This is a genomic window from Streptomyces sp. NPDC043896, assembly GCF_056435605.1.
The window spans coordinates 33569-52362 of the sequence record NZ_JBWKEE010000032.1 but is presented as its reverse complement, the minus strand read 5'-3'; the positions used below and the strand labels follow the sequence as shown (position 1 = coordinate 52362).

Here is an 18794-nt window from a genome sequence, read left to right as displayed (position 1 = left end):
GGGGCCCACCGGCCCCGCCCGCCCCGCCCCGGGGTCCTCACCGGGGCAGCGTCAGCGACCACGCCCCCCGCCGCACCGTCCACGTACGCCGCCGCACCGGACCGGCCAGGGCGTGGTCGGCGCGGTAGCGGAAGTCCTCGCCGGACGCCCCCGCGCAGCCGGACACCCCGGACACGGTGACCGCCTCGGCGGACCCCGTCAGCGGCGGCGCGCCGGACAGCCGGACGACCACCTCCGCCGGCCCCGCCCCGCCCCCGGCGGTCCGTACGGCGACGTCCTCCACAGGGCGGTCGCCGTCCGCCAGCACGACCCCGTCGACCTCCACCCGCAGCCGGTGCGCCGGCCACACCGGCGCCGCCGGGCCCGGCAGCAGCGTCCGCAGCAGCGAGCGGTAGCCCCCGCCGCGCCGGACGGCCGACACCGGCGGGCTGATCCGCAAGCCCCCCAGCACCACGCCGCCACCGTCGTCCACCAGCAGGTCCCGGGGCCGGGGCACCCCGTCCCGCGCCGCCCGGGCCGCGAGCACCGCCGACAGCGGCACCCCGAGCGAGCGGGCCAGCGCGAGCGACCCCGGCGGGCCCACCGGGACCAGCGCGACCACCCCGTCGCCCGCCTCCCGCTCCGGCCCCGGCCCCCGCTCCCGGTGCAGCAGCCCCACGGCCCGCACCAGCGCCCGGTCGTCGCCCACGATCACCGGCCGCCGATGACCCCGGCGGGCGAACGCCCGCGCGAATTCCTCCTGCGAATCCGGGAGGCAGATTTTCGCCTCTGCTCCCGCTGACAAGACATCCTTCGCGATTCGCACGGACTCGCCGTCAAGACGGCGGGCGACCGGGTCGACGAGCACGAGCAGGCCGCCTACCGGCGCGCCCGCATGGCTCATGGCGGGCTCTGGAGCCGACACCTCGGTCCTTCCTCGGGTAGCATCTTTGTGCAAGAGGCCCTTGCGCTATTGCGCCAGGGCCTTCGTCTATTCCGGGGCACCGGTCCGACGGCTCAGCCTGCGGTGTACATCGTCGTACGCCCCCTGACCTTGGACATGCCCCATCCGGAAGAGGTGTACGCCTGTGCCCGCTCTTGTGCTGCTCGGAGCTCAGTGGGGTGACGAGGGCAAGGGAAAGGCCACCGACCTGCTCGGTGGATCCGTTGACTATGTAGTGCGCTACCAGGGTGGCAACAACGCCGGCCACACGGTGGTCGTAGGCGACCAGAAGTACGCGCTGCACCTGCTCCCTTCCGGCATCCTCTCCCCCGGATGCACCCCGGTCATCGGCAACGGTGTCGTCGTCGACCCGGCCGTCCTGCTCTCCGAGCTGCGCGGCCTGAACGAGCGCGGCATCGACACCTCCAAGCTGCTCATCAGCGGCAACGCGCACCTGATCACGCCGTACAACGTCACCCTCGACAAGGTCGGCGAGCGCTTCCTCGGCAAGCGCAAGATCGGCACCACGGGCCGCGGCATCGGCCCGACCTACGCCGACAAGATCAACCGCATCGGCATCCGGGTCCAGGACCTCTACGACGAGTCGATCCTCACCCAGAAGGTCGAAGCGGCCCTCGAGGGCAAGAACCAGCTGCTCGCGAAGCTCTACAACCGCCGCGCCATCGAGGCCGCCGCGATCGTCGAGGAGATGCTGCAGTACGCCGAGCAGATCAAGCCGTACGTCGCCGACACCACCCTGATCCTCAACAACGCGCTGGACGACGACAAGGTCGTGCTCTTCGAGGGCGGCCAGGGCACCCTGCTCGACGTCGACCACGGCACGTACCCCTTCGTCACCTCCTCGAACCCGACCGCCGGCGGCGCCTGCACCGGCACCGGCGTGGGCCCGACGAAGATCAGCCGCGTCATCGGCATCCTCAAGGCCTACACGACCCGCGTCGGCGCCGGCCCGTTCCCGACGGAGCTCTTCGACGAGGACGGCGAGGCCCTGCGCCGCATCGGCGGCGAGCGCGGTGTGACCACCGGCCGTGACCGCCGCTGCGGCTGGTTCGACGCCCCGATCGCCCGCTACGCGACCCGCGTGAACGGCCTCACGGACTTCTTCCTCACCAAGCTGGACGTGCTGACCGGCTGGGAGGAGATCCCGGTCTGCGTCGCGTACGAGATCGACGGCAAGCGCGTCGAGGAGCTCCCCTACTCGCAGACGGACTTCCACCACGCGAAGCCGATCTACGAAACCCTCCCGGGCTGGTCCGAGGACATCACCAAGGCCAAGACCTTCTCCGACCTGCCGAAGAACGCGCAGAACTACGTGAAGGCGCTGGAGGAGATGTCGGGCGCCCCGATCTCCGCGATCGGCGTCGGCCCCGGCCGCACCGAGACGATCGAGATCAACTCGTTCCTCTAGTCCCGGCGACGGGTACGGCAGGCACACGCCCGGAGGGGCGGGGAGCGCACCGCGCCCCCGCCCCTCCGGCGCGTCCGGCCCGGGCGCGGCCGGCCTGTACCCGGCCGCGTGACCGCCGGAAAAGAAAGTTCTCCGGAGCTGTCACATCTCCCCGCTCCCCCGGGTCAGTGCTGTGAAGACACCGAGCAAGGAGAACAGACATGACGAACAGCACCTCGATCTCCCGGATGCCCAACCCCGGCGAGTTCGTGCCCGAGCTGGCCGACATCAGCGCCGCCCTGTTCCGCGCCACCGGCAACCGCTCGGTGCCGCGCACCACGATGAGCCTCGTCCACCTGCGCGCCGGCCAGATCGTCCACAACACCTACCTGACCGTCCTGAACACCGCCTTCCTCCGCAAGGCCGGCGAGACCGAGGAGCGGATCACCGCCGTCTCCTCCTGGCAGGACGCCCCGTACTTCACCGACGCCGAGCGCGCCGCCCTCGCCCTGGTGGAGGCCACCCTCCAGCCCGCCCCGCACGGCCGGGAACGGGTCACGGACGAGCTGTACGCCGAGGTGGCGAAGCACTACGACGAGAAGGCTCTGGCCACCCTGACCATCGCCATCGGCCAGATCAACTTCTTCATCGCCCTGGCCGTCATCGGCAAGCCGCAGCCGGTCGCCTCCCTCGCCGACGAGCAGTGGGACTGACGGGGCGGCGGCACCCGGTCAGGACACCAGGGTCTGCTCCTCCAGTTCGGTCAGCCGGACGGTGGTCAGCCCGCCCCGCTCGGTCGTCACGTCCGTCACCTTCAGCTGCGTACCCGGGGAGAGGATGAACTCCTCCTCCTCGGTGAACGCGGAGAAGTCGCGGATGCCCACCGCCCGGGCCGGGACCACCTCGAACAGCGTCCGCTTGCCGCGGCTGCCGAGGAACCCCCGGGCGACGCCGAGCTTGGGCGTGCAGGAGGACACGCCCCACCAGGTGACGGTGCGGCCCAGCGGGTACTGCGCCCGCAGGTCCAGCGCCACGCCCCGGTACAGCGGCTCGGTACGGGCGGGCAGCCCGGATACGGCCGAGAACAGCAGCCGCAGGTACGGCAGGTACGGGACGAGCCGGGAGCGGTCCGGGGAGCGGAGGACCGCGTTGATCTCGCGGTAGAACGCGGACTCGCAGGTGTAGAGGTACAGGGCGGACACCGCGTCGGCGGAGAGCCCGCCGGCCGCTCCTGCCGCCCGCGTCCTGCCGAACTCGTACGACCGGTCGACGTGCCTGCCGAGACCGGACAGCAGCTCCGCGACCGGCGCGACGGCGTCCCGGAACTCCACGAGCGGGGTGTCGAACACCCCGGTGATCGCGGGCAGGACGAGGCCCTCGTCCTTGACGCTGGAGAGGCGCTCCAGATACAGCTGGTGCAGCTCCATCGTGGACGCGATGAAGGCACCCATGCGCGCGGCCACCTCCTCGCGGCCCGGACCGCCCGCACCGCTCTGCTGTGCCGCGGCCTCGTTCCACCCCTTGGCCGGCAGCCAGTCGACCGGCTCCGCGCCCAGCGAGGCGAGGGCGTCGTTGACCGTGGCGAAGTGGTCGCCGTCGCAGAAGATGTCGCCCTGCGCAGCCGGATTGGCGTGGTCGATGTGCCGGACGTCGACCCCGGGGTACTTCTTCTGGAGTTCGAGGACGATCTTCTTCAGGCTGCGTGCGTGCGCCCCCCACCAGGCGAAGACGACCCCCCGGTCCTCCTCGTCGGCGTCCTGCTTGGCCTTGAGGATCTCCTCGACGATCCGCTCGGCGACCGGCCGCCAGAACGCGGTGTGCGGATCGGCCCCGCCCCGCGTGCCGTCGCTGCTCGCGGTGAGCGCGGCGTTCAGCAGGAGGACGCCCTGGGTGAGCATCGCCTGGAACCATTCCGGCGGCTGGACCGTTTCCCGCGTCTTCAGAAGCGCGCGTATGTCGGCGATCGGGGTCTTCTTCGGAATTCCGTACTTCCACATCGCCGCCGCCTTGATGATGCAGCGAATACTGACGACGCGGCCGAACTGGCTGTCCTTCCAGTCGTGGAAGGTGTTGTCGAACATGGCGATGCCGGTGGCGCTTTCCGGCCTCGGATAGGGGTTCTGCCCGAAGACGACGACCTTCCATTTGTGCGGCGGATTCGGTTTGAGCGCCTGGAAGGTCAGTTCGCGGACCGGTACGACCTCCTGTCCGCGGCCCGGACCTATGTACGCGGCGGCGTTCGGCTGCGCCTCGATGACCGGCTTGAGCAGCGGGAACCACGGCTCGCCGCCGCCCTTGAACAATTCGGCGAGAGCCAGCGGGTCATTCGGGTCGGGCTGCGCGGGAACGGCCGGGGAGTTGGCTTCGCTCATGGGGGAACTCCGAAATGTCGAACCGGACTTCGAATCTGATCGCAGGCTAACAGCGGCCACTGACAACGCTGATCCGTCGTCATGGACGGTCCGTCCGGGGCCGATTGTCAGTGGCCCCCGCTAGCGTGGTGAGTGGTCGGAAATGACCGTGACCGATTGGAGTGGATGATGTCCGAGGACCGCGCACTGCCCGCGCTCAGGGTCGTACTGACCGACGTCAACGCCGATGTGGTGAATTCCTGGCGGGCCGCCTTCGCCGACACCCCCGGGATCGAGATCCGCCAGGGGTCGATCCTCGACGAGGACGTCGACGCGTGGGTGAGCCCGACCAACTCGCGGGGCCGGATGGACGGCGGGGTGGACGCGGCCGTCAAGCGCTTCCTGGGCGCCGGCATCCAGCTGCGCGTGCAGCGGGCCATACGCGACGGGTTCGCGGGCAGCCTCCCGGTGGGCAGCGCGGTGTGCGTGCCGTCCGGGGCGGTCACCCCGCGTTTCCTGATCTCCACACCGACGATGGAGACGTCCTCGCAGAACGTCAGCCAGACGCTGAACGTGGCGCTGGCGTGCGCGGCCGCCTTCCAGGCGATCCACCAGCAGAACGAGAAGCAGCCCGGCAGCATCCGCTCGGTGGCACTGGTCGGCATGGGCGCCCGGACCGGCCGGGTGCCGGCGCGGGTGTGCGCGAACCTGATGTGGACGGGCCACACCCTCTTCAACGACCACCACTTCGCGGACTACGACGAGCTGCGCGCCACGATCACCGCGCAGCTGGACGACATAGAGCGGGCCCCCGCCGGGAAGCGGATACGCATCACCCCGCCGGCGCGGGCCGCGCGCGGCCGCTGACCCGCGGCTCCACGGCGGCGGACCTGCGGCGGCGGACCTGCGGCGGCGTCGCGTCACGGCGAATCGGCGCCGGGTCGGCGGCGGACCCGTGCTGCGGCGGCCGCGCACCGGCGGGTGTCACCAGGCCAGTTGGGAGATCTCCTCGGCGACGACCGCGCAGGCGTCGGCCGCCGGGTCGATCAGGGGGAAGTGGCCCACGCCCTCGACCAGGGTCAGGCCGACCATCTCGCCCGCCTTCGCCGCGGCGGCCACGTACGACTCCGCCACCGCCGGCGGGACCACGATGTCCTCCCGGCCGTGCACCACGGTCGTCGCGATGCCCGTCGGGAGCAGCGCCGCCGGATCGGCGGAGGGGAGCCGCGCCTCCCAGTGCTCCGGCCCGCCCAGCAGCTGCGCCGACGCGCCGCCGCACACGCCCAGCTCCTCGGCGACCTCGAAGTCGGCGATCGGGGCCAGCGCCACGACCCCGCGCAGCAGCGGCGGGGAGGCCAGCCGCCAGGGGGAGCCGTACGGGAGCACGTGCCGCGCCGCCGCCCACAGCGCGAGCTGTCCGCCCGCCGAGTGGCCGGTCACCACGGTCCGGCGGAAGTCGGCGGCGGGCAGGGCGGCGGAGACCAGGCGCGGCAGGGCGTCCATGGCGGCGGCCACGTCGTCGAAGGTCTCCGGCCAGCGCCCGGCCACCGGCCCCCCGGCGCCCTGGTGCGGCAGGGAACTGCCGCGCCGGTACTCGATGTTGGCGACGGCGAAACCCCGCCGGGCGAGGAAGTCCGCGAAAGGGGTGATGTGCTGACGGTCGTAGGGGGCCCGCCAGGCCCCGCCGTGCAGGACCACGACCAGCGGGGCGGAGCCCGCCGTGGCCTCGCCGCGCGGGGCGTAGAAGTCGACGACCTGGTCGGGGTGGTCCCCGTACGCGGCGCTCGCGTCGGGCCCGACCGGGGGGTGGGCGAAGGCCGAGGCGGCCTCGGCGGCGTCCCGTTCGACTGCGGGGTCCGTCATGGCTCAACCTCTCGGTAACGCGTGTGACAGGGGGGACAGATGTTCCGGTGTTCCGACAGAGCGGGACCGTATCAGGCTGTCACCCGCCGCTCGCCGCCGGAACGAGCCGGCACGGAGGCGGGCGGAGCCGTAGCCCCGCCCGCCCCGTGCTGTGACGTTTCGCTACCGCGTCACCCGAAAATGTGACCCAGTGTGCGTGCCGCGTGCTCCACATCGGCGAAACCGACGTAGAGCGGGGTGAATCCGAACCGCAGGACGTCGGGCGCCCTGAAGTCGCCGACGACCCCCCGGGAGACGAGCTCCGCCATCACCTCGCGGGCGCCCTCGGCCCGCAGCGAGACCTGGCTGCCGCGCCGGGCGTGCTCGGCCGGGGTGACCGGCTCGGCCTTGCCGTCCGGTACGTACGCCGCCACGCATTCGAGGAAGAAGTCCGTCAGCGCGAGCGACTTGGCGCGGACCGCCTCGACGTCCACGTCCTCCCAGGCGTCGAGGGCCGACTCCAGGGCCAGCATCGACAGGATGTCCGGCGTCCCGACCCGCATCCGGCCCGCGCCCTGTGCCGGGACGTAGTCCGAGGTCATCGCGAAGGGCTCGGCGTGACCGTTCCAGCCGGGGAGCGGGGAGTCGAACGCGCCCTGGTGCCGTTCGGCGACGTAGATGTACGCCGGGGAGCCGGGCCCGCCGTTCAGGTACTTGTACGTGCAGCCCACCGCGAGGTCGACGGCGTGCGCGTCGAGACCGACGGGCAGCGCTCCGGCACTGTGGCACAGATCCCACACGATCAGCGCGCCCGCGTCGTGCGCGGCCCGCGTGAGCGCGGGCAGGTCGTGCAGCCGGCCGGTGCGGTAGTCGACGTGGTTGAGCAGTACCACGGCGGTGTCGTCGCCGAAGGCCCCGGCCGCGTCGGCGGGGTCGACGGGGACGAGTTCGAGGCCGGTCATCCGGGCGGCGGACGCGGCGATGTATCCGTCCGTCGGGAAGGTGGTGGCGTCGACCAGCATCCGGGTCCGGCCGGGTTCCGCCAGACGGGCGGCGCCGACCAGGGCCTTGAAGAGGTTGACGCTGGTGGAGTCGCCGACGGTCACCTGGCCGGGGGCGGCACCGATCAGCGGAGCGATGCGGTCGCCGATCCGCTGGGGTGCCGTCCACCAGCCGCTCTCGTCCCAGGAACGGATGAGGAGCTCGCCCCACTGGCGGTGCACGACATCGGCCACCGCGCCGGGGACGCCGGCCGGCAGCGCGCCCAGGGAGTTCCCGTCGAGGTAGACGACCCCGTCGGGCAGGGTGAAGCGCTCGCGGAGCCTTCCGAGGCCGTCCTCGGCGTCGAGGCGCGCGGCCCGCTCCTGGAGCTCCGGTATCGGGTTCGGGGCGGCGTCAGACATGGCTGCGGGCCGTCCAGAGCTCGGGGAAGACGTTCTTCGTGGCGCGCTTCTCCAGCCAGGTCACCCCGGCCGAGCCGCCCGTGCCCGTCTTCGCGCCCATGGCGCGGCGCGTCGCGACCAGGTGGTCGTTGCGCCAGCGCCAGACCAGCTCGGCGACGTCCGTCAGCACCTCGCCGAGGCGGTGCAGGTCGGAGTGCGGGCCGGACGGGTCCGCGTAGAGGGCCGTCCAGACCGCCTCGACCTCGGCGGAGGGCTCGTAGCGCAGGGCGAGGTCCCGGTCCAGGACCGCCTTGGGGACGGCCAGGCCGCGCCGGGCCAGCAGGCGCAGGGTCTCGTCGTACAGGCTGGGCTCGTGGAGGGCCTTCTCCAGCTCGGCGTGGACCCGCGGCGCGCCCCGGTGCGGGACCAGCATCGACGCGGACTTCTCGCCCAGCAGGAATTCCATCCGGCGGTACATCGCCGACTGGAAACCGGAACCTTCGCCGAGGGCGGCGCGGTACGAGTTGAACTGCGAGGGGGTGAGCTGGGCCAGCGGCCGCCAGGAGGCGTTCAGGGCCTCCAGCTCCCGGAGGGATCGTTTCAGCGCGTCCATCGCGACCGGGATGTCGTCCTCGCGCAGGGCGCGGGCCGCGGTCTCCCACTCGTGGACGATGACCGTGAACCACAGCTCCATGACCTGGGTGGTCACGAGGAACACCATCTCGCCGGGGTCTTCCGAGCGCGGGTGCTGGAGGTGGGTGAGGACGTCCGCCTGGACGTAGTCCTCGTACGGAGTCGTGCCGGCGAAGTCGAGGTTCGGGGTGTCCGAACCGGCTCCGGAGGCATCAAGGGCGTGCGACATTTCTGTCTCCTCGACACGTGCTTCCGGGTAGCGGTCCGCTCCTTCCGGTGAGGTAAGTGGAGCCCCGGTCCCCTGCTCCGCATCATAAGCAGGGGATCCGGGACCCCTCTAGGGCGCTCCTCGAGAGCGTTATGCGAGCGTGTCCGCCGCCGTCGGCGAGGAATCGCGCAGGAAGGTCGAGCAGCGCTCGTACTCCTCCTTCTCGCCGATGGCCCCGGCGGCCCGCGCCAGGGCGTGCAGTGCGCGCAGGAAACCGCGGTTCGGCTCGTGCTCCCACGGCACCGGGCCGTGGCCCTTCCAGCCGGCGCGGCGCAGCGCGTCGAGGCCGCGGTGGTAGCCGGTACGGGCGTACGCGTACGACTCGACGGTGCGGCCGGCGGCGAAGGCCTGGTCGGCGAGGGCGGCCCAGGCGAGGGAGGACGTCGGGTGCGCGGCGGCGACCTCGGCCGGGTCGGCCCCGGCGGCGAGGGCCTCACGGGGCGCGGGCTCGTCGGGCAGGTGGGTGGGGGCGGGGCCCCCGAGCAGGTTCTGGTGAATCGACATGGGATCAGTGTGGCCGAAGGGGACGGCGATCAGCGGCCCGGTGCGGTCTCCGCACGGCGGTCAGCGGGGCGACGCGGCCTCCGGACCACGCTCGGGGGACGGTACCTACTCCGCACGGCGGGTCAGCGCGCCGGTGCCGGCTCCGCACGGCGGGTCAGCGCGCCGGGACCGCCCCCGCACCGCGGCCGGGCGCCGGTGCCGGCTCCGGGCGGCCGTCCGGTGCCGGTCCCGTCGCCGGGTGGCGGGGGCCCGGCGGGACGGCGGGCGGGCGGGACACCGCGAGCTCGCGGCGCAGCACCGGCACGATCCGCTCGCCCAGCACGTCCACCTGCTCCAGGGCCGCCTTCAGCGGCAGCCCGCAGTGGTCCACCGCGAAGAGCTGGCGCTGGTAGTCCCCGTACGCCTCCCGGAAGCCGAGCACCTTCTCGATGACCTGGTCCGGGCTGCCCACGGCCAGCGGCGTCCGGGCCGCGCACTCCTCCAGCGAGTAGCGCCCGCCGTAGTGCCGGGACCGGTCGAAGTACGGCCGGAACTCCCGCACCGCGTCCTGCGAGCGCGCCCGTACGAAGACCTGCCCGCCGAGCCCCACCACCGCCTGCTGGGCGGTGCCGTGGCCGTGCTCCTCGTACCCGGCGCGGTACAGCTCCACCAGCCGGGCGTACTGCTCGACGGGGCCGCGGAGGTTGTCCGCGAAGAAGCCGTCGCCGTAGTACGCGGCCTGCTCCGCGATCTCCGGCGAGCGCACCGACGCGTGCCACACGAAGGGCGGTACGCCGTCCAGCGGGCGGGGCACGGACGTGAACCCGTCGAGGCGGGCCCGGAAACGGCCCTGCCAGTCGACGTCCTCCTCCCGCCACAGGCGGTGCAGCAGGGCGTAGTTCTCCCGGGCCAGCGCGATGCCCTGGCGCAGGTCCTGGCCGAACCAGGGGTAGCAGTTCGGGGTGTCGCCCCGGCCCGCCATCAGGTCGAGGCGGCCGCCCGCCAGGTGCTGGAGCAGCGCGTACTCCTCGGCGACGCGGACCGGGTCGTTCGTGGTGACCAGGGTGGTGGCGGTCGAGAGGATCAGCCGCCGCGTGCACGCGGCCAGGTACGCGAGCAGGGTCGGCGGCGAGGAGGTCACGTAGGGCGGGCTGTGGTGCTCGCCGGTGGCGAAGACGTCGAGGTCCGCCTCCTCCGCCCGCAGCGCGAGGGCGGTCATGGCCGCGATCCGCTCGTGCTCGGTCGGCGTGCGGCCGGTCGCCGGGTCGGGGACGACCTCGCCGAGGGAGAAGACGCCGAACTGCACCCCGCTCCTCCCCGTCGAGACCGCCACCGTGCGGGGAGCGGCACCGGGGGGCAGGCCCCGGCGCCGCGGCTCATGGGCCCCGCGACACAGGACCGTGCCCGATTCGCGGCGGTCCGGCCAGGTCCGCCCGGGCAGTCCGTCAAGTCTCCGGGGTGGTGACGGCCCCACCACCTTCCGGCGAAGTGCGGTGACCGGCGCACCTCCCCGTAGGAGGGGTCCTCGGCCGACGGTAGAGGTGCAGTGGACGCACGCCGAGGGGGCATGTCGTGAAAGCGGTCATGAGCAGCATCAACAGCAGCGGTACGGGCACGGGGACGAGCCCGGGAACGGGAACGGGAACGGGAACGGGAACGGGAACGGCGACGCTGGTCCGGCGGGACCCGGCCCGCGAGGCGGCGGACGACCTGTGCGCGGCCGTCCTGTCCTCGCTGCGCCGCAAGGACCAGCGGGAGAAGGGCCGGCAGTACGTCCAGGGGCTCCTCGCGCTGCCCGGCCGCAAGTCGATGCGCGGGATCGCGGGGCAGGTCGGGGGCGGAGCCGCCGAACAGAGCATGCACCACTTCATCTCCGGCTCCACCTGGGACTGGGAGCCGATCCGCGCCTCGCTCGCGGGGTTCCTCCAGGCCGCCTCCCCGCTGACGGCGTGGGTGGCGCAGCCGATGGCCATTCCGAAGGGCGGGGAGCATTCGGTGGGGGTGGCGAACCGCTTCGACCCCCACCAGGGGCAGATGTTCCGGGGGCAGCAGGCGTTCGGGACCTGGTTCGCCTCGGCCGGTCTGGTCACTCCGGTCGGCTGGCGCATGTACCTTCCGGAGGCCGACGCCCAGGACGCCCCCGGCTCCTTCGACCCGGCCGACAGCCAGGCCGCGTACGAGGAGTCCGCGGCGGCCGCCGTCATCGAGACCGTGCGGCGCACCGGCAACCGCCGCCCGGTGGTGCTGGACATCCAGCGCATCGGCACCCGGTCGACGATGAACCGCTTCGCGGAGGCCGGGCTGCCCGTCATCGCACGCGTCGGCGCTTCCACCCCGCTGCTGGTCACGGACCCTGCGATGCCCGGCCACGGCGCGGGGGCGCGGCCCGCGCGGGACGTCCTCCAGGCGGTGAAGGGGCTGGCCACCCCGGTGGAGTGGACCGACCCGGACCCCGGGGTCCCGGGCGGCCGCCACCGCAGCACCCTGGCGGTCGCGGTGCGGGTGATGATGCCCGACCCGTCGCCGGCCCGACGCCGCCACCTGCTGCTGGTCGGCGAGTGGACGGACCCGCGCCGCCCTCCGGCGCAGATGTGGGTGACGGACCTGGTACGGCTGCCCGTGGGCCCGCTGCTGCGGCTGACGAAGCAGGGCCGGCGGGTGGGCTTCGCCGCCGAGCACAGCGGCCAGGAGGCCGGCCTGCGCGACTTCGCCGGGCGCGGCCTGCCCGGCTGGCACCGGCACGTCACGCTGGCCTCCGTCGCGCACGCCGCCCGCGCCCTGACCGGCGCGGAGCACTGCGCGGCGGCGGCGGTGGCGTAGCCCGGACGGGCCACCGGCCACCGGACCGGCCACAGCCCACGGGCCACCGCTCACGGGCCACGGGCCACCGGACCGGCGTCGGCTACTCGGCGGGGCGGGAGCGGTCGGCGGCGGTGCGGCGGTCGTGGAGGACCATGCGGGCCTTGCGCAGCCGCAGGGCCATCTGGATCTCCAGCGCCCCGGCAGGCTTCTGCCAGTCGGGGCCGAGGAGTTCCGCGATGCGGTCCAGGCGGCGGGAGACGGTGTTGGGATGCACGTGCAGGGCGTCGGCGGCGTGGGTGGGGCTGGCGCCCGAGGCGAAGTACGCCTCCAGCGTGCGGGTGAGCTCCGTCAGCCGGTCCGCGTCGTACTCCAGCACGGGGCCGATGGTCGCGGCGACGAAGGACTCCACGTCGTGGTCGGCGGACAGCAGCATGCCGAGGAAGCCCAGTTCGCGCAGGGAGGCGGTGCCGCCCACCCCGTCGAGCGCGGTCAGCGCGTCCAGGCAGCGCACGGCCTCGGCGTAGACCCGTGCCACCTCGCCCGGGCCCCCGGTCGGTCCGGCGGCCCCGGTGGACACGGCGTGGCCGAGCAGCGGCGACAGCTCCCCGGAGGCGCGGTGGGCCGCGGCGGAGGCGTCGGTGCCGGGCAGGACCAGCACGATGCAGCCCCGGCGGACGCCCTTGAGCCCGCCCATCCGGTAGGCGTACGAGGAGGCCCAGGCCACGGCCTTGCCCAGTTCGCCGCCCTCGGGGCGGGCGACGACGACCACGTGGGGGCCGTCGAGGTCGATGCCGAGCCGGCGGGTGCGCTCCAGCAGGTGGAGGTCGACGGAGTGCGGGCGGTCGAGCAGGTCGGCGAGGAGTTCGTCGTGGACGGGCCCCTCGGCGGCGGCCGTGCCCCGCTGGATCAGCATCAGGGAGGCCACGGACTGGGCCGCCAGCTGGAGCAGCCGTACGTCCTCGTCGGCGAGCGGGGCGGAGGCGCTCAGCAGCAGCACCCCGAGGTCCTCGGCCCCCGCCAGGACGGGCGCCAGCCACAGGTCGCCGGGCAGCCGTACGGGACGCCGGTCGGTGAGGGCCTGGAGGGCGCCCTTGGTCACCGCGTCCTCGTCCAGACCGGGCAGTTCCCCGGTGGCGGTCAGCGGCCGCCCGCCGGGGTCCCGTACCTGGAGCACGCCGTCCAGCGCGTCGGCGGTGGCCCGGGCGAGGGTGGCCAGGCCGGCGCCGTCCAGGACCAGCCCGGCCAGCCGGGCGTGGCACTCCCACAGGTAGCGGACCCGGGTGAGGGCGGTGTGGGTGCGCGAGCCGAACGCCTCCAGCTCGGTGACCTCGTCGCGGGTCTGCTCCAGCAGCCGGGCCTTCTCGATGGCGACGGCGGCCAGGTCGGCGAGGGAGAGCATGATCCCGATCTCGTCGGGGGTGAACTCCCTCACGGCGCGGTCGGACCCGTAGAGCGCGCCGAGGGTGGAGTTCCCGCGCCGCAGCGGGACGGCGATGATCGCGTGCAGGCCCTCCGCCTCGACGACGGCGTCGATGCCGGGGGCGTGGGCGATGGAGTCGTCCGCGAGGTAGTCGGAGGTCCACACGGGCGAGCGGCGGGCCTGGGCGATGCTGCCGAGGCCCCGGCCGGTGCCGAGTTCGAGGCCGACGTTGAGCGCGGTGGTCTCGCCCTCGGAGGTGCGGACGTACGCCGATCCGTCCGGGCGGCTCAGCGACAGCCAGGCCATGTCGAAGCCGAGGAGGCGCCGGGCCCGACGGGTGATCAGGCGGAGCAGCCCGTCGATGTCGTACGGGGAGGTCAGGTCGTGGGCGGTGTCGACGAGGGCGGTGAGGGCCGCCTCGCGCTGCTTGCCGCTGCTGGCGCGGGCCCGTACCGAGCGGGCGAGTTCCACGGCCCGGGTGAGGCGCGCGAGTTCGGCTTCGTCGGCGCCGATGCCGCGGGCCTCGGCGAGCAGGGTCTCGTACCGGCTCTGCGGGGCGTCCTCCGCGAGCAGTTCCAGAACGGCCAGCGGCCCGTCCCCGTCGCCGCGCATACCGCTGCTCCCCCCACCCCGACCAGCTGTTTTCCGTCCCCTGCACCGAACCTAGGTTCCGCCGGGCGAGGGGTCAAGCAGGACGCCGGGGGCCGCGCGGGTCAGCCGCGGGCGGCGCCGGTCAGGGTGAGCCCGGGGGCCGGTCGGGCGGTCCGCAGGGCCGCGACGCGGGCCTCGGCGCGGAGCAGCCCCGCCAGGTAGGCGCCACCGGGGCGGTCGGCTCCGGCGCCGCGCAGGCCCGCGAGCGCGAGGCGCAGCTCGCGGTGGCGTCCGAGGGCGAGTTCGGCCTCGACCCACTGGCCGAGGACCGAGAGCCGGTCGGCGTCCAGGCAGGAGATGCGGCCGCGGAGCCAGGGGCCGGCGTCGATGCCGTCCAGGGCGGGTCCGGTCCACAGGTCCAGGGCCCGGCGGAGGCGGGCGGCGGCCTGTTCGAAGTCCCCCCGGCTCATGGCGCGGTAGCCGGCGCCCGCCTCGCGTTCGAACTCGCGGACGTCGCAGCGGCCGCCGGCGGTGTCGAGAAGATACCCGCCGGGCCTCGTGGAGAGCACGGTCTCGGGAGTTCGTACCGAGCCGGCCCCCAGCGCCTCCGCGAACCGCTCGCGGAGCCGGCGCACGGCGGTGTGGAGGGCGGCGTGGGCGTGCTCGGGCGGGGTGCGCCGGGTCAGCTCGTCCGCGAGGACGGAAACGGGCACGACCCGGTCGGGACAGGCGGCGAGGAGCGCCAGGACGTGCCGGGACTCCGGCGTGGGGGCCGTGATGGGCACACCGTTCTCGGTGACCCGTGGTGAGCCGAGTACCTCAATGTCCACAGTGATCTCCCTGGGCAGGCGAGCAGAAAAATAATACCCGGAAGGATCTTTCAGGGAAGGGGTGGGGCGGTCAGGTGTCAGGCGGATGCCACGGAGGCCTTCCCGGCGCCCTCGCGGGCCCTCTCCGGCACGCTGTGCGGCGCGCCTTCGACCGGCACGCCGTCCGGCACGCCTTCGACCGGAGCGCCTGCGACCGGCGCGGCTACGACCGGAGCGGCTTCCTCCCTCGGCGGCACCCCGCCCGCGCAGCCCTGCCGGCACTCGTGCGCGCCCTGCTGCCCGAACAGTGCCCGCGCCCCCCGCCCGGGGGCCGTGTCCAGCCGGATCGCCACCGCCGGGACCACCACGCTGGGCATCACGTGCGTGTAGAGCTCCGAGACCTGCGCGTCCAGGTCCAGCCCCAGGGTGTACGACATGGTGTTCAGACCGGCGAAGGCGCCCACGATCAGCCGGGCCGGCACCCACGGGTCCACGTTCGGCAGCAGTTCCCCGCGCCGCTGGGCCTCCTCCAGCAACGGGATGTGCAGCTCGATCCAGGTCTGGTAAGGGGTCGCCCGGTCCAGGCCCCGGCCCGCGTGGTCCAGCGTGAGGCGGGTGCTGGCCCGCATCAGCACGTCGTGCCGCAGCTGGTGCGAGAAGACCATGCCGACGTCCACGAACTCCTGCGCCTTGTACTGCTGCGGCGGCAGATGCGGCTGCGAGGCGTTCTGCGCGTCGATGACGGCCTGGGCCAGGCCCTCCTTGGAGTCGAAGTGGAAGTAGAGCGCGCCCTTGGTGACCTTCGCGATGTTGACGATGTCCGAGAGCTTGGCCGTGTCGTAGCCGTGCTCCTCGAACACCACGGCGGCCGCTTCCAGGATCGCCTGACGCGTGCGCACCGCCCGGTCCTGCTTCACCTGGGGTCGCTCTGTCTTCATCTCTGGCGTCGCCTCTCCTGGCCCGCCGGTTTACATCCCCACGGGTACGTTTCTCTCAACAGATTCCACACCATCGCCCGGCCGTGCGTCCACCGGCGTATGTCACCTCGGGCCGATCCCTCCCGAATCCACCACGGAGGCGCACGGAAAAGGGGGTCCGCCGGTCCGTGACGGACCGGCGGACCCCCTCGGGTCCTCGCGGACCCTTCCAGGTCCTCGCCGCTTACTTCAGCTTGGTGCCCGTGGAGCGCAGGTCGGCACAGGCCTGGGCGACGCGCTTGGCCATGCTCGCCTCGGCGAGCTTGCCCCAGGTGCGCGGGTCGTAGGTGGACTTCTTGCCGACCTCGCCGTCGACCTTCAGGACACCGTCGTAGTTGCGGAACATGTGGTCCGCGACCGGGCGGGTGAAGGCGTACTGGGTGTCGGTGTCGAGGTTCATCTTCACGACGCCGTTCTCCAGCGCGGTGGCGATCTCCTCGGGCGTGGAGCCGGAGCCGCCGTGGAAGACGAAGTCGAACGGGGAGGCCTTGCCGAACTTCTCGGCGACGCCCGCCTGGAGGTCCTTCAGCAGCTCGGGCCGCAGGACGACGTTGCCCGGCTTGTAGACGCCGTGCACGTTGCCGAAGGAGGCGGCGAGCAGGTAGCGGCCCTTCTCGCCCAGGCCCAGGGCCTCGGCGGTGCGGATCGCGTCCTCGACGGTGGTGTACAGCTCGTCGTTGATCTCGTGGCTGACGCCGTCCTCCTCGCCACCGGTCGGGGTGATCTCGACCTCGAGGATGATCTTCGCGGCGGCGGCCTTGGCGAGCAGCTCCTGGCCGATGGCCAGGTTGTCGGCCAGGGTCTCGGCGGAACCGTCCCACATGTGCGACTGGAAGAGCGGGTTCAGACCGCGGGCGACGCGCTCGGCGGACACCTCCAGGAGCGGACGTACGTAGCCGTCCAGCTTGTCCTTGGGGCAGTGGTCCGTGTGCAGCGCGACCGTGACGTCGTACTTGGCGGCGACGACGTGCGCGAACTCGGCCAGGGCGACCGCACCGGTCACCATGTCCTTGTTGTACTGGCCACCCAGGAACTCGGCACCGCCGGTGGAGATCTGGATGATGCCGTCGCTCTCGGCCTCCGCGAAGCCGCGCAGCGCAGCGTGCAGGGTCTGGGTCGAGGTGACGTTGATGGCCGGGTAGGCGAACTTGCCTGCCTTCGCCCGGTCGAGCATCTCGTTGTAGACCTCGGGGGTTGCGATGGGCATCTGTCCGCTCCTTGGATGTGCGGGGAGTGTGCTTATTGCGGGCCCTGACCTGGGGGCGACGTCGCCGTCGCGCCTATCTTTCCAGACTCGGCGCAACACTCCACCCCGCCTGTCACCCCCCGCTGAACGGGGCGGGCGGAGTGTTTCACGTGAAACACTCCGCCCCTCCGAAAAGCCGCAGGTCAGGACCGGAGCCTGCACAACCGGGACCTTGGTCACCAGTTGCCCTGCGTCCGGTCCCCGACCCCGCCGTCACCCCGCCCCGACCACGATCCGAGACGGCCCGGGGGCGCGAGGGGCGCGAGGGGCGGAAGGGGCGGAAGGGCGGAAGGGGCGGGTCAGGCGAGACCCAGGTCCCCGAGCCGGTAGCCGGTGAGGTAGGGCAGGCCCGCCTCGGCGATCGCGTCGGCGGCGCCACGGTCCACGATGGTGGCGACGGCGACGACCTCGCCGCCGGCCTCGCGGACCGCCTCGACGGCGGTCAGCGGGGAGCCGCCGGTGGTGGAGGTGTCCTCGACGACCAGGCAGCGCTTGCCCTTGACGTCGGTGCCCTCGATACGGCGCTGCATGCCGTGGGCCTTCTGCGCCTTGCGGACGACGAAGGCGTCCAGGCGCTCGCCGCGCGCGGCGGAGGCGTGCAGCATCGAGGTGGCGACCGGGTCGGCACCCAGGGTCAGGCCGCCGACGCAGTCGAACGCGAGGTCGGCGGTCAGATCCAGCATGACCTGGCCGACCAGCGGGGCGGCCTCGCCGTCGAGGGTGATCCGGCGGAGGTCGATGTAGTAGTCGGCTTCCTTGCCGGAGGAGAGCGTCACCTTGCCGTGCACGACGGCCTTGTCCTTGATCTGCTGCAGAAGCGCATCGCGTACGTCAGTCATGGCCCCGAGCTTAGTTGCGGGTCAGCCGAGCCGCCGCCACGTCCAGGTCGTGGAGACCTCCAGCGGGTCCACCGGCGTGACCAGGCGCGGGAGGGTGTTGAGACCGTTCGGCGGGCCGGACTGCGGCTCGACGCAGACGGCCTCGGGCTGCTCGTCGTACACGACCACCCATTCGGCGGGGCTGGTGACCTTCAGCTCCAGCTGACCGGGCCAGGTGAGGGTGACGTCGACCCCGTAGGGCATCCCGAAGCAGTCGTCCCAGGGGCCGGGGCGGGGGTCGACGCGGCGGCCGGTGGGGATGTGGTCGTCGTCCCGCTCCTCCTGCCAGGCCGGGTCGAAGTCGATCCGGGCCGGCTGCCCGCCGTCGGTCAGCACCCGGTTGAACCAGGGGTGCCAGCCGGCCTGCGCCGGGAAGGAGTCCTGGTACGTCTCCACGCCCAGCCGGATCGTCAGCGCGTCCCCGCCCAGCTCGAAGACCTGCGTCACCCGGCCGGTGTAGGGCCAGGGGTCGGCGAGATCGTAGGTGAAGGCCGCGGTGGTCCCGGTGACGGAGGCCGCCTTCCAGGCCGCGTCGCGGGCGAAGCCGTGGATGGCGTGCGGCGGATGGTTGAGCGGCAGCTGGTGGACGGCCGCACCGTCGTGGAACCGCCCGTCCGCCGTCCGCCCGCACCAGGGGACCATCGGGAAGGCCCCGAACTTCGGGCCCTGCCGCAGCAGCTCGACGCCGTCGACGAGCAGACCGCTGATCCGGCAGCCGTTTTCCTGATCGATGGTGAGTTCGGCGCCGCCGGCGCTCAGTCGCGTAGTCATACGGCGACCCT

Annotated in this window: 17 protein-coding genes; 4 read left to right on the top strand and 13 right to left on the bottom strand. The window is 73.0% G+C overall.

The window, feature by feature from the left end:
* Window positions 1-37 precede the first annotated feature (37 nt).
* Window positions 38-883 (bottom strand): diacylglycerol kinase, encoded by an 846-nt coding sequence (locus AC069X_RS33745; protein WP_478734792.1) that lies wholly within the window; start codon window positions 881-883, stop codon window positions 38-40.
* 184 nt (window positions 884-1067) lie between these two features.
* Between AC069X_RS33745 and AC069X_RS33740 the strand changes: the two genes are divergently transcribed.
* Together AC069X_RS33740 and AC069X_RS33735 are read left to right on the top strand one after the other, a co-directional pair.
* Window positions 1068-2351: an adenylosuccinate synthase gene (locus AC069X_RS33740; RefSeq protein ID WP_478734733.1), complete on the top strand. Its 1284-nt coding sequence runs from the start codon at window positions 1068-1070 to the stop codon at window positions 2349-2351.
* Between the two features lie 200 nt (window positions 2352-2551).
* Window positions 2552-3043, top strand: a complete 492-nt coding sequence (locus tag AC069X_RS33735) for a carboxymuconolactone decarboxylase family protein (protein ID WP_478734731.1) — start codon at window positions 2552-2554, stop codon at window positions 3041-3043.
* Between the two features lie 18 nt (window positions 3044-3061).
* On the opposite strand, the gene AC069X_RS33730 is transcribed toward AC069X_RS33735, so the two are convergent.
* On the bottom strand, window positions 3062-4702 hold the full coding sequence (locus AC069X_RS33730; protein WP_478734729.1) for an ADP-ribosyltransferase domain-containing protein: 1641 nt from the start codon (window positions 4700-4702) through the stop codon (window positions 3062-3064).
* Between the two features lie 168 nt (window positions 4703-4870).
* Between AC069X_RS33730 and AC069X_RS33725 the strand changes: the two genes are divergently transcribed.
* Complete coding sequence (locus AC069X_RS33725) at window positions 4871-5548, top strand: macro domain-containing protein (RefSeq protein WP_478734727.1); 678 nt, start codon at window positions 4871-4873, stop codon at window positions 5546-5548.
* 117 nt (window positions 5549-5665) lie between these two features.
* Here AC069X_RS33725 and AC069X_RS33720 read toward each other — a convergent pair whose 3' ends face one another.
* The 5 genes from AC069X_RS33720 to AC069X_RS33700 all read right to left on the bottom strand — a co-directional run bounded on the left by AC069X_RS33720 (window position 5666) and on the right by AC069X_RS33700 (window position 10595).
* Window positions 5666-6544 carry an alpha/beta hydrolase family protein gene (locus AC069X_RS33720; RefSeq protein WP_478734725.1) on the bottom strand — a complete coding sequence of 293 codons (879 nt, stop codon included), beginning with the start codon at window positions 6542-6544 and terminating at the stop codon, window positions 5666-5668.
* A gap of 170 nt (window positions 6545-6714) precedes the next feature.
* Entirely contained in the window at window positions 6715-7926 is a 1212-nt protein-coding gene (gene kynU / locus AC069X_RS33715; protein WP_478734723.1) for a kynureninase, read from the bottom strand.
* Complete coding sequence (locus tag AC069X_RS33710) at window positions 7919-8767, bottom strand: tryptophan 2,3-dioxygenase family protein (protein WP_478734721.1); 849 nt, start codon at window positions 8765-8767, stop codon at window positions 7919-7921. The genes kynU and AC069X_RS33710 overlap by 8 nt, the downstream gene beginning before the upstream one ends.
* A 129-nt stretch (window positions 8768-8896) precedes the next feature.
* Window positions 8897-9310, bottom strand: a complete 414-nt coding sequence (locus AC069X_RS33705; protein WP_478734719.1) for a DUF3151 domain-containing protein — start codon at window positions 9308-9310, stop codon at window positions 8897-8899.
* A gap of 154 nt (window positions 9311-9464) precedes the next feature.
* On the bottom strand, window positions 9465-10595 hold the full coding sequence (locus AC069X_RS33700) for a CE1758 family FMN-dependent luciferase-like monooxygenase (protein WP_478734717.1): 1131 nt from the start codon (window positions 10593-10595) through the stop codon (window positions 9465-9467).
* Window positions 10596-10873: 278 nt separating this feature from the next.
* Between AC069X_RS33700 and AC069X_RS33695 the strand changes: the two genes are divergently transcribed.
* Window positions 10874-12109 carry an IS701 family transposase gene (locus tag AC069X_RS33695; protein ID WP_478734715.1) on the top strand — a complete coding sequence of 412 codons (1236 nt, stop codon included), beginning with the start codon at window positions 10874-10876 and terminating at the stop codon, window positions 12107-12109.
* Window positions 12110-12191: 82 nt separating this feature from the next.
* Here AC069X_RS33695 and AC069X_RS33690 read toward each other — a convergent pair whose 3' ends face one another.
* The 6 genes from AC069X_RS33690 to AC069X_RS33665 all read right to left on the bottom strand — a co-directional run bounded on the left by AC069X_RS33690 (window position 12192) and on the right by AC069X_RS33665 (window position 18783).
* The gene (locus AC069X_RS33690; protein WP_478734713.1) at window positions 12192-14123 is read right to left on the bottom strand and encodes a helix-turn-helix domain-containing protein; all 1932 of its coding nucleotides are present in this window, start codon (window positions 14121-14123) and stop codon (window positions 12192-12194) included.
* A 101-nt stretch (window positions 14124-14224) separates the two neighbouring features.
* Window positions 14225-14932, bottom strand: coding sequence for an AfsR/SARP family transcriptional regulator (locus tag AC069X_RS33685; RefSeq protein WP_478734711.1), 708 nt, complete (start codon window positions 14930-14932; stop codon window positions 14225-14227).
* Window positions 14933-15009: 77 nt separating this feature from the next.
* Entirely contained in the window at window positions 15010-15849 is an 840-nt protein-coding gene (locus AC069X_RS33680; protein WP_478734709.1) for a ScbR family autoregulator-binding transcription factor, read from the bottom strand.
* A 223-nt stretch (window positions 15850-16072) separates the two neighbouring features.
* A complete protein-coding gene (gene fbaA, locus AC069X_RS33675) occupies window positions 16073-17095 on the bottom strand; it encodes a class II fructose-bisphosphate aldolase (RefSeq protein WP_478734707.1) in 1023 nt (340 codons plus the stop codon).
* A 338-nt stretch (window positions 17096-17433) separates the two neighbouring features.
* Window positions 17434-17973 carry an orotate phosphoribosyltransferase gene (gene pyrE, locus AC069X_RS33670; RefSeq protein WP_478734705.1) on the bottom strand — a complete coding sequence of 180 codons (540 nt, stop codon included), beginning with the start codon at window positions 17971-17973 and terminating at the stop codon, window positions 17434-17436.
* 21 nt (window positions 17974-17994) lie between these two features.
* Window positions 17995-18783 (bottom strand): aldose epimerase family protein, encoded by a 789-nt coding sequence (locus tag AC069X_RS33665; protein WP_478734703.1) that lies wholly within the window; start codon window positions 18781-18783, stop codon window positions 17995-17997.
* Window positions 18784-18794: the final 11 nt, after the last annotated feature.

Bases quoted from the DNA above. Each gene is read 5' to 3' on its own strand.
- AC069X_RS33745 (WP_478734792.1), bottom strand. From the start codon at position 883: ATGAGCCATGCGGGCGCGCCGGTAGGCGGCCTGCTCGTGCTCGTCGAC.
- AC069X_RS33735 (WP_478734731.1), top strand. From the start codon at position 2,552: ATGACGAACAGCACCTCGATCTCCCGGATGCCCAACCCCGGCGAGTTC.
- AC069X_RS33730 (WP_478734729.1), bottom strand. From the start codon at position 4,702: ATGAGCGAAGCCAACTCCCCGGCCGTTCCCGCGCAGCCCGACCCGAAT.
- AC069X_RS33725 (WP_478734727.1), top strand. From the start codon at position 4,871: ATGTCCGAGGACCGCGCACTGCCCGCGCTCAGGGTCGTACTGACCGAC.
- AC069X_RS33720 (WP_478734725.1), bottom strand. From the start codon at position 6,544: ATGACGGACCCCGCAGTCGAACGGGACGCCGCCGAGGCCGCCTCGGCC.
- kynU (WP_478734723.1), bottom strand. From the start codon at position 7,926: ATGTCTGACGCCGCCCCGAACCCGATACCGGAGCTCCAGGAGCGGGCC.
- AC069X_RS33710 (WP_478734721.1), bottom strand. From the start codon at position 8,767: ATGTCGCACGCCCTTGATGCCTCCGGAGCCGGTTCGGACACCCCGAAC.
- AC069X_RS33705 (WP_478734719.1), bottom strand. From the start codon at position 9,310: ATGTCGATTCACCAGAACCTGCTCGGGGGCCCCGCCCCCACCCACCTG.
- AC069X_RS33695 (WP_478734715.1), top strand. From the start codon at position 10,874: ATGAGCAGCATCAACAGCAGCGGTACGGGCACGGGGACGAGCCCGGGA.
- AC069X_RS33690 (WP_478734713.1), bottom strand. From the start codon at position 14,123: ATGCGCGGCGACGGGGACGGGCCGCTGGCCGTTCTGGAACTGCTCGCG.
- AC069X_RS33680 (WP_478734709.1), bottom strand. From the start codon at position 15,849: ATGAAGACAGAGCGACCCCAGGTGAAGCAGGACCGGGCGGTGCGCACG.
- fbaA (WP_478734707.1), bottom strand. From the start codon at position 17,095: ATGCCCATCGCAACCCCCGAGGTCTACAACGAGATGCTCGACCGGGCG.
- pyrE (WP_478734705.1), bottom strand. From the start codon at position 17,973: ATGACTGACGTACGCGATGCGCTTCTGCAGCAGATCAAGGACAAGGCC.
- AC069X_RS33665 (WP_478734703.1), bottom strand. From the start codon at position 18,783: ATGACTACGCGACTGAGCGCCGGCGGCGCCGAACTCACCATCGATCAG.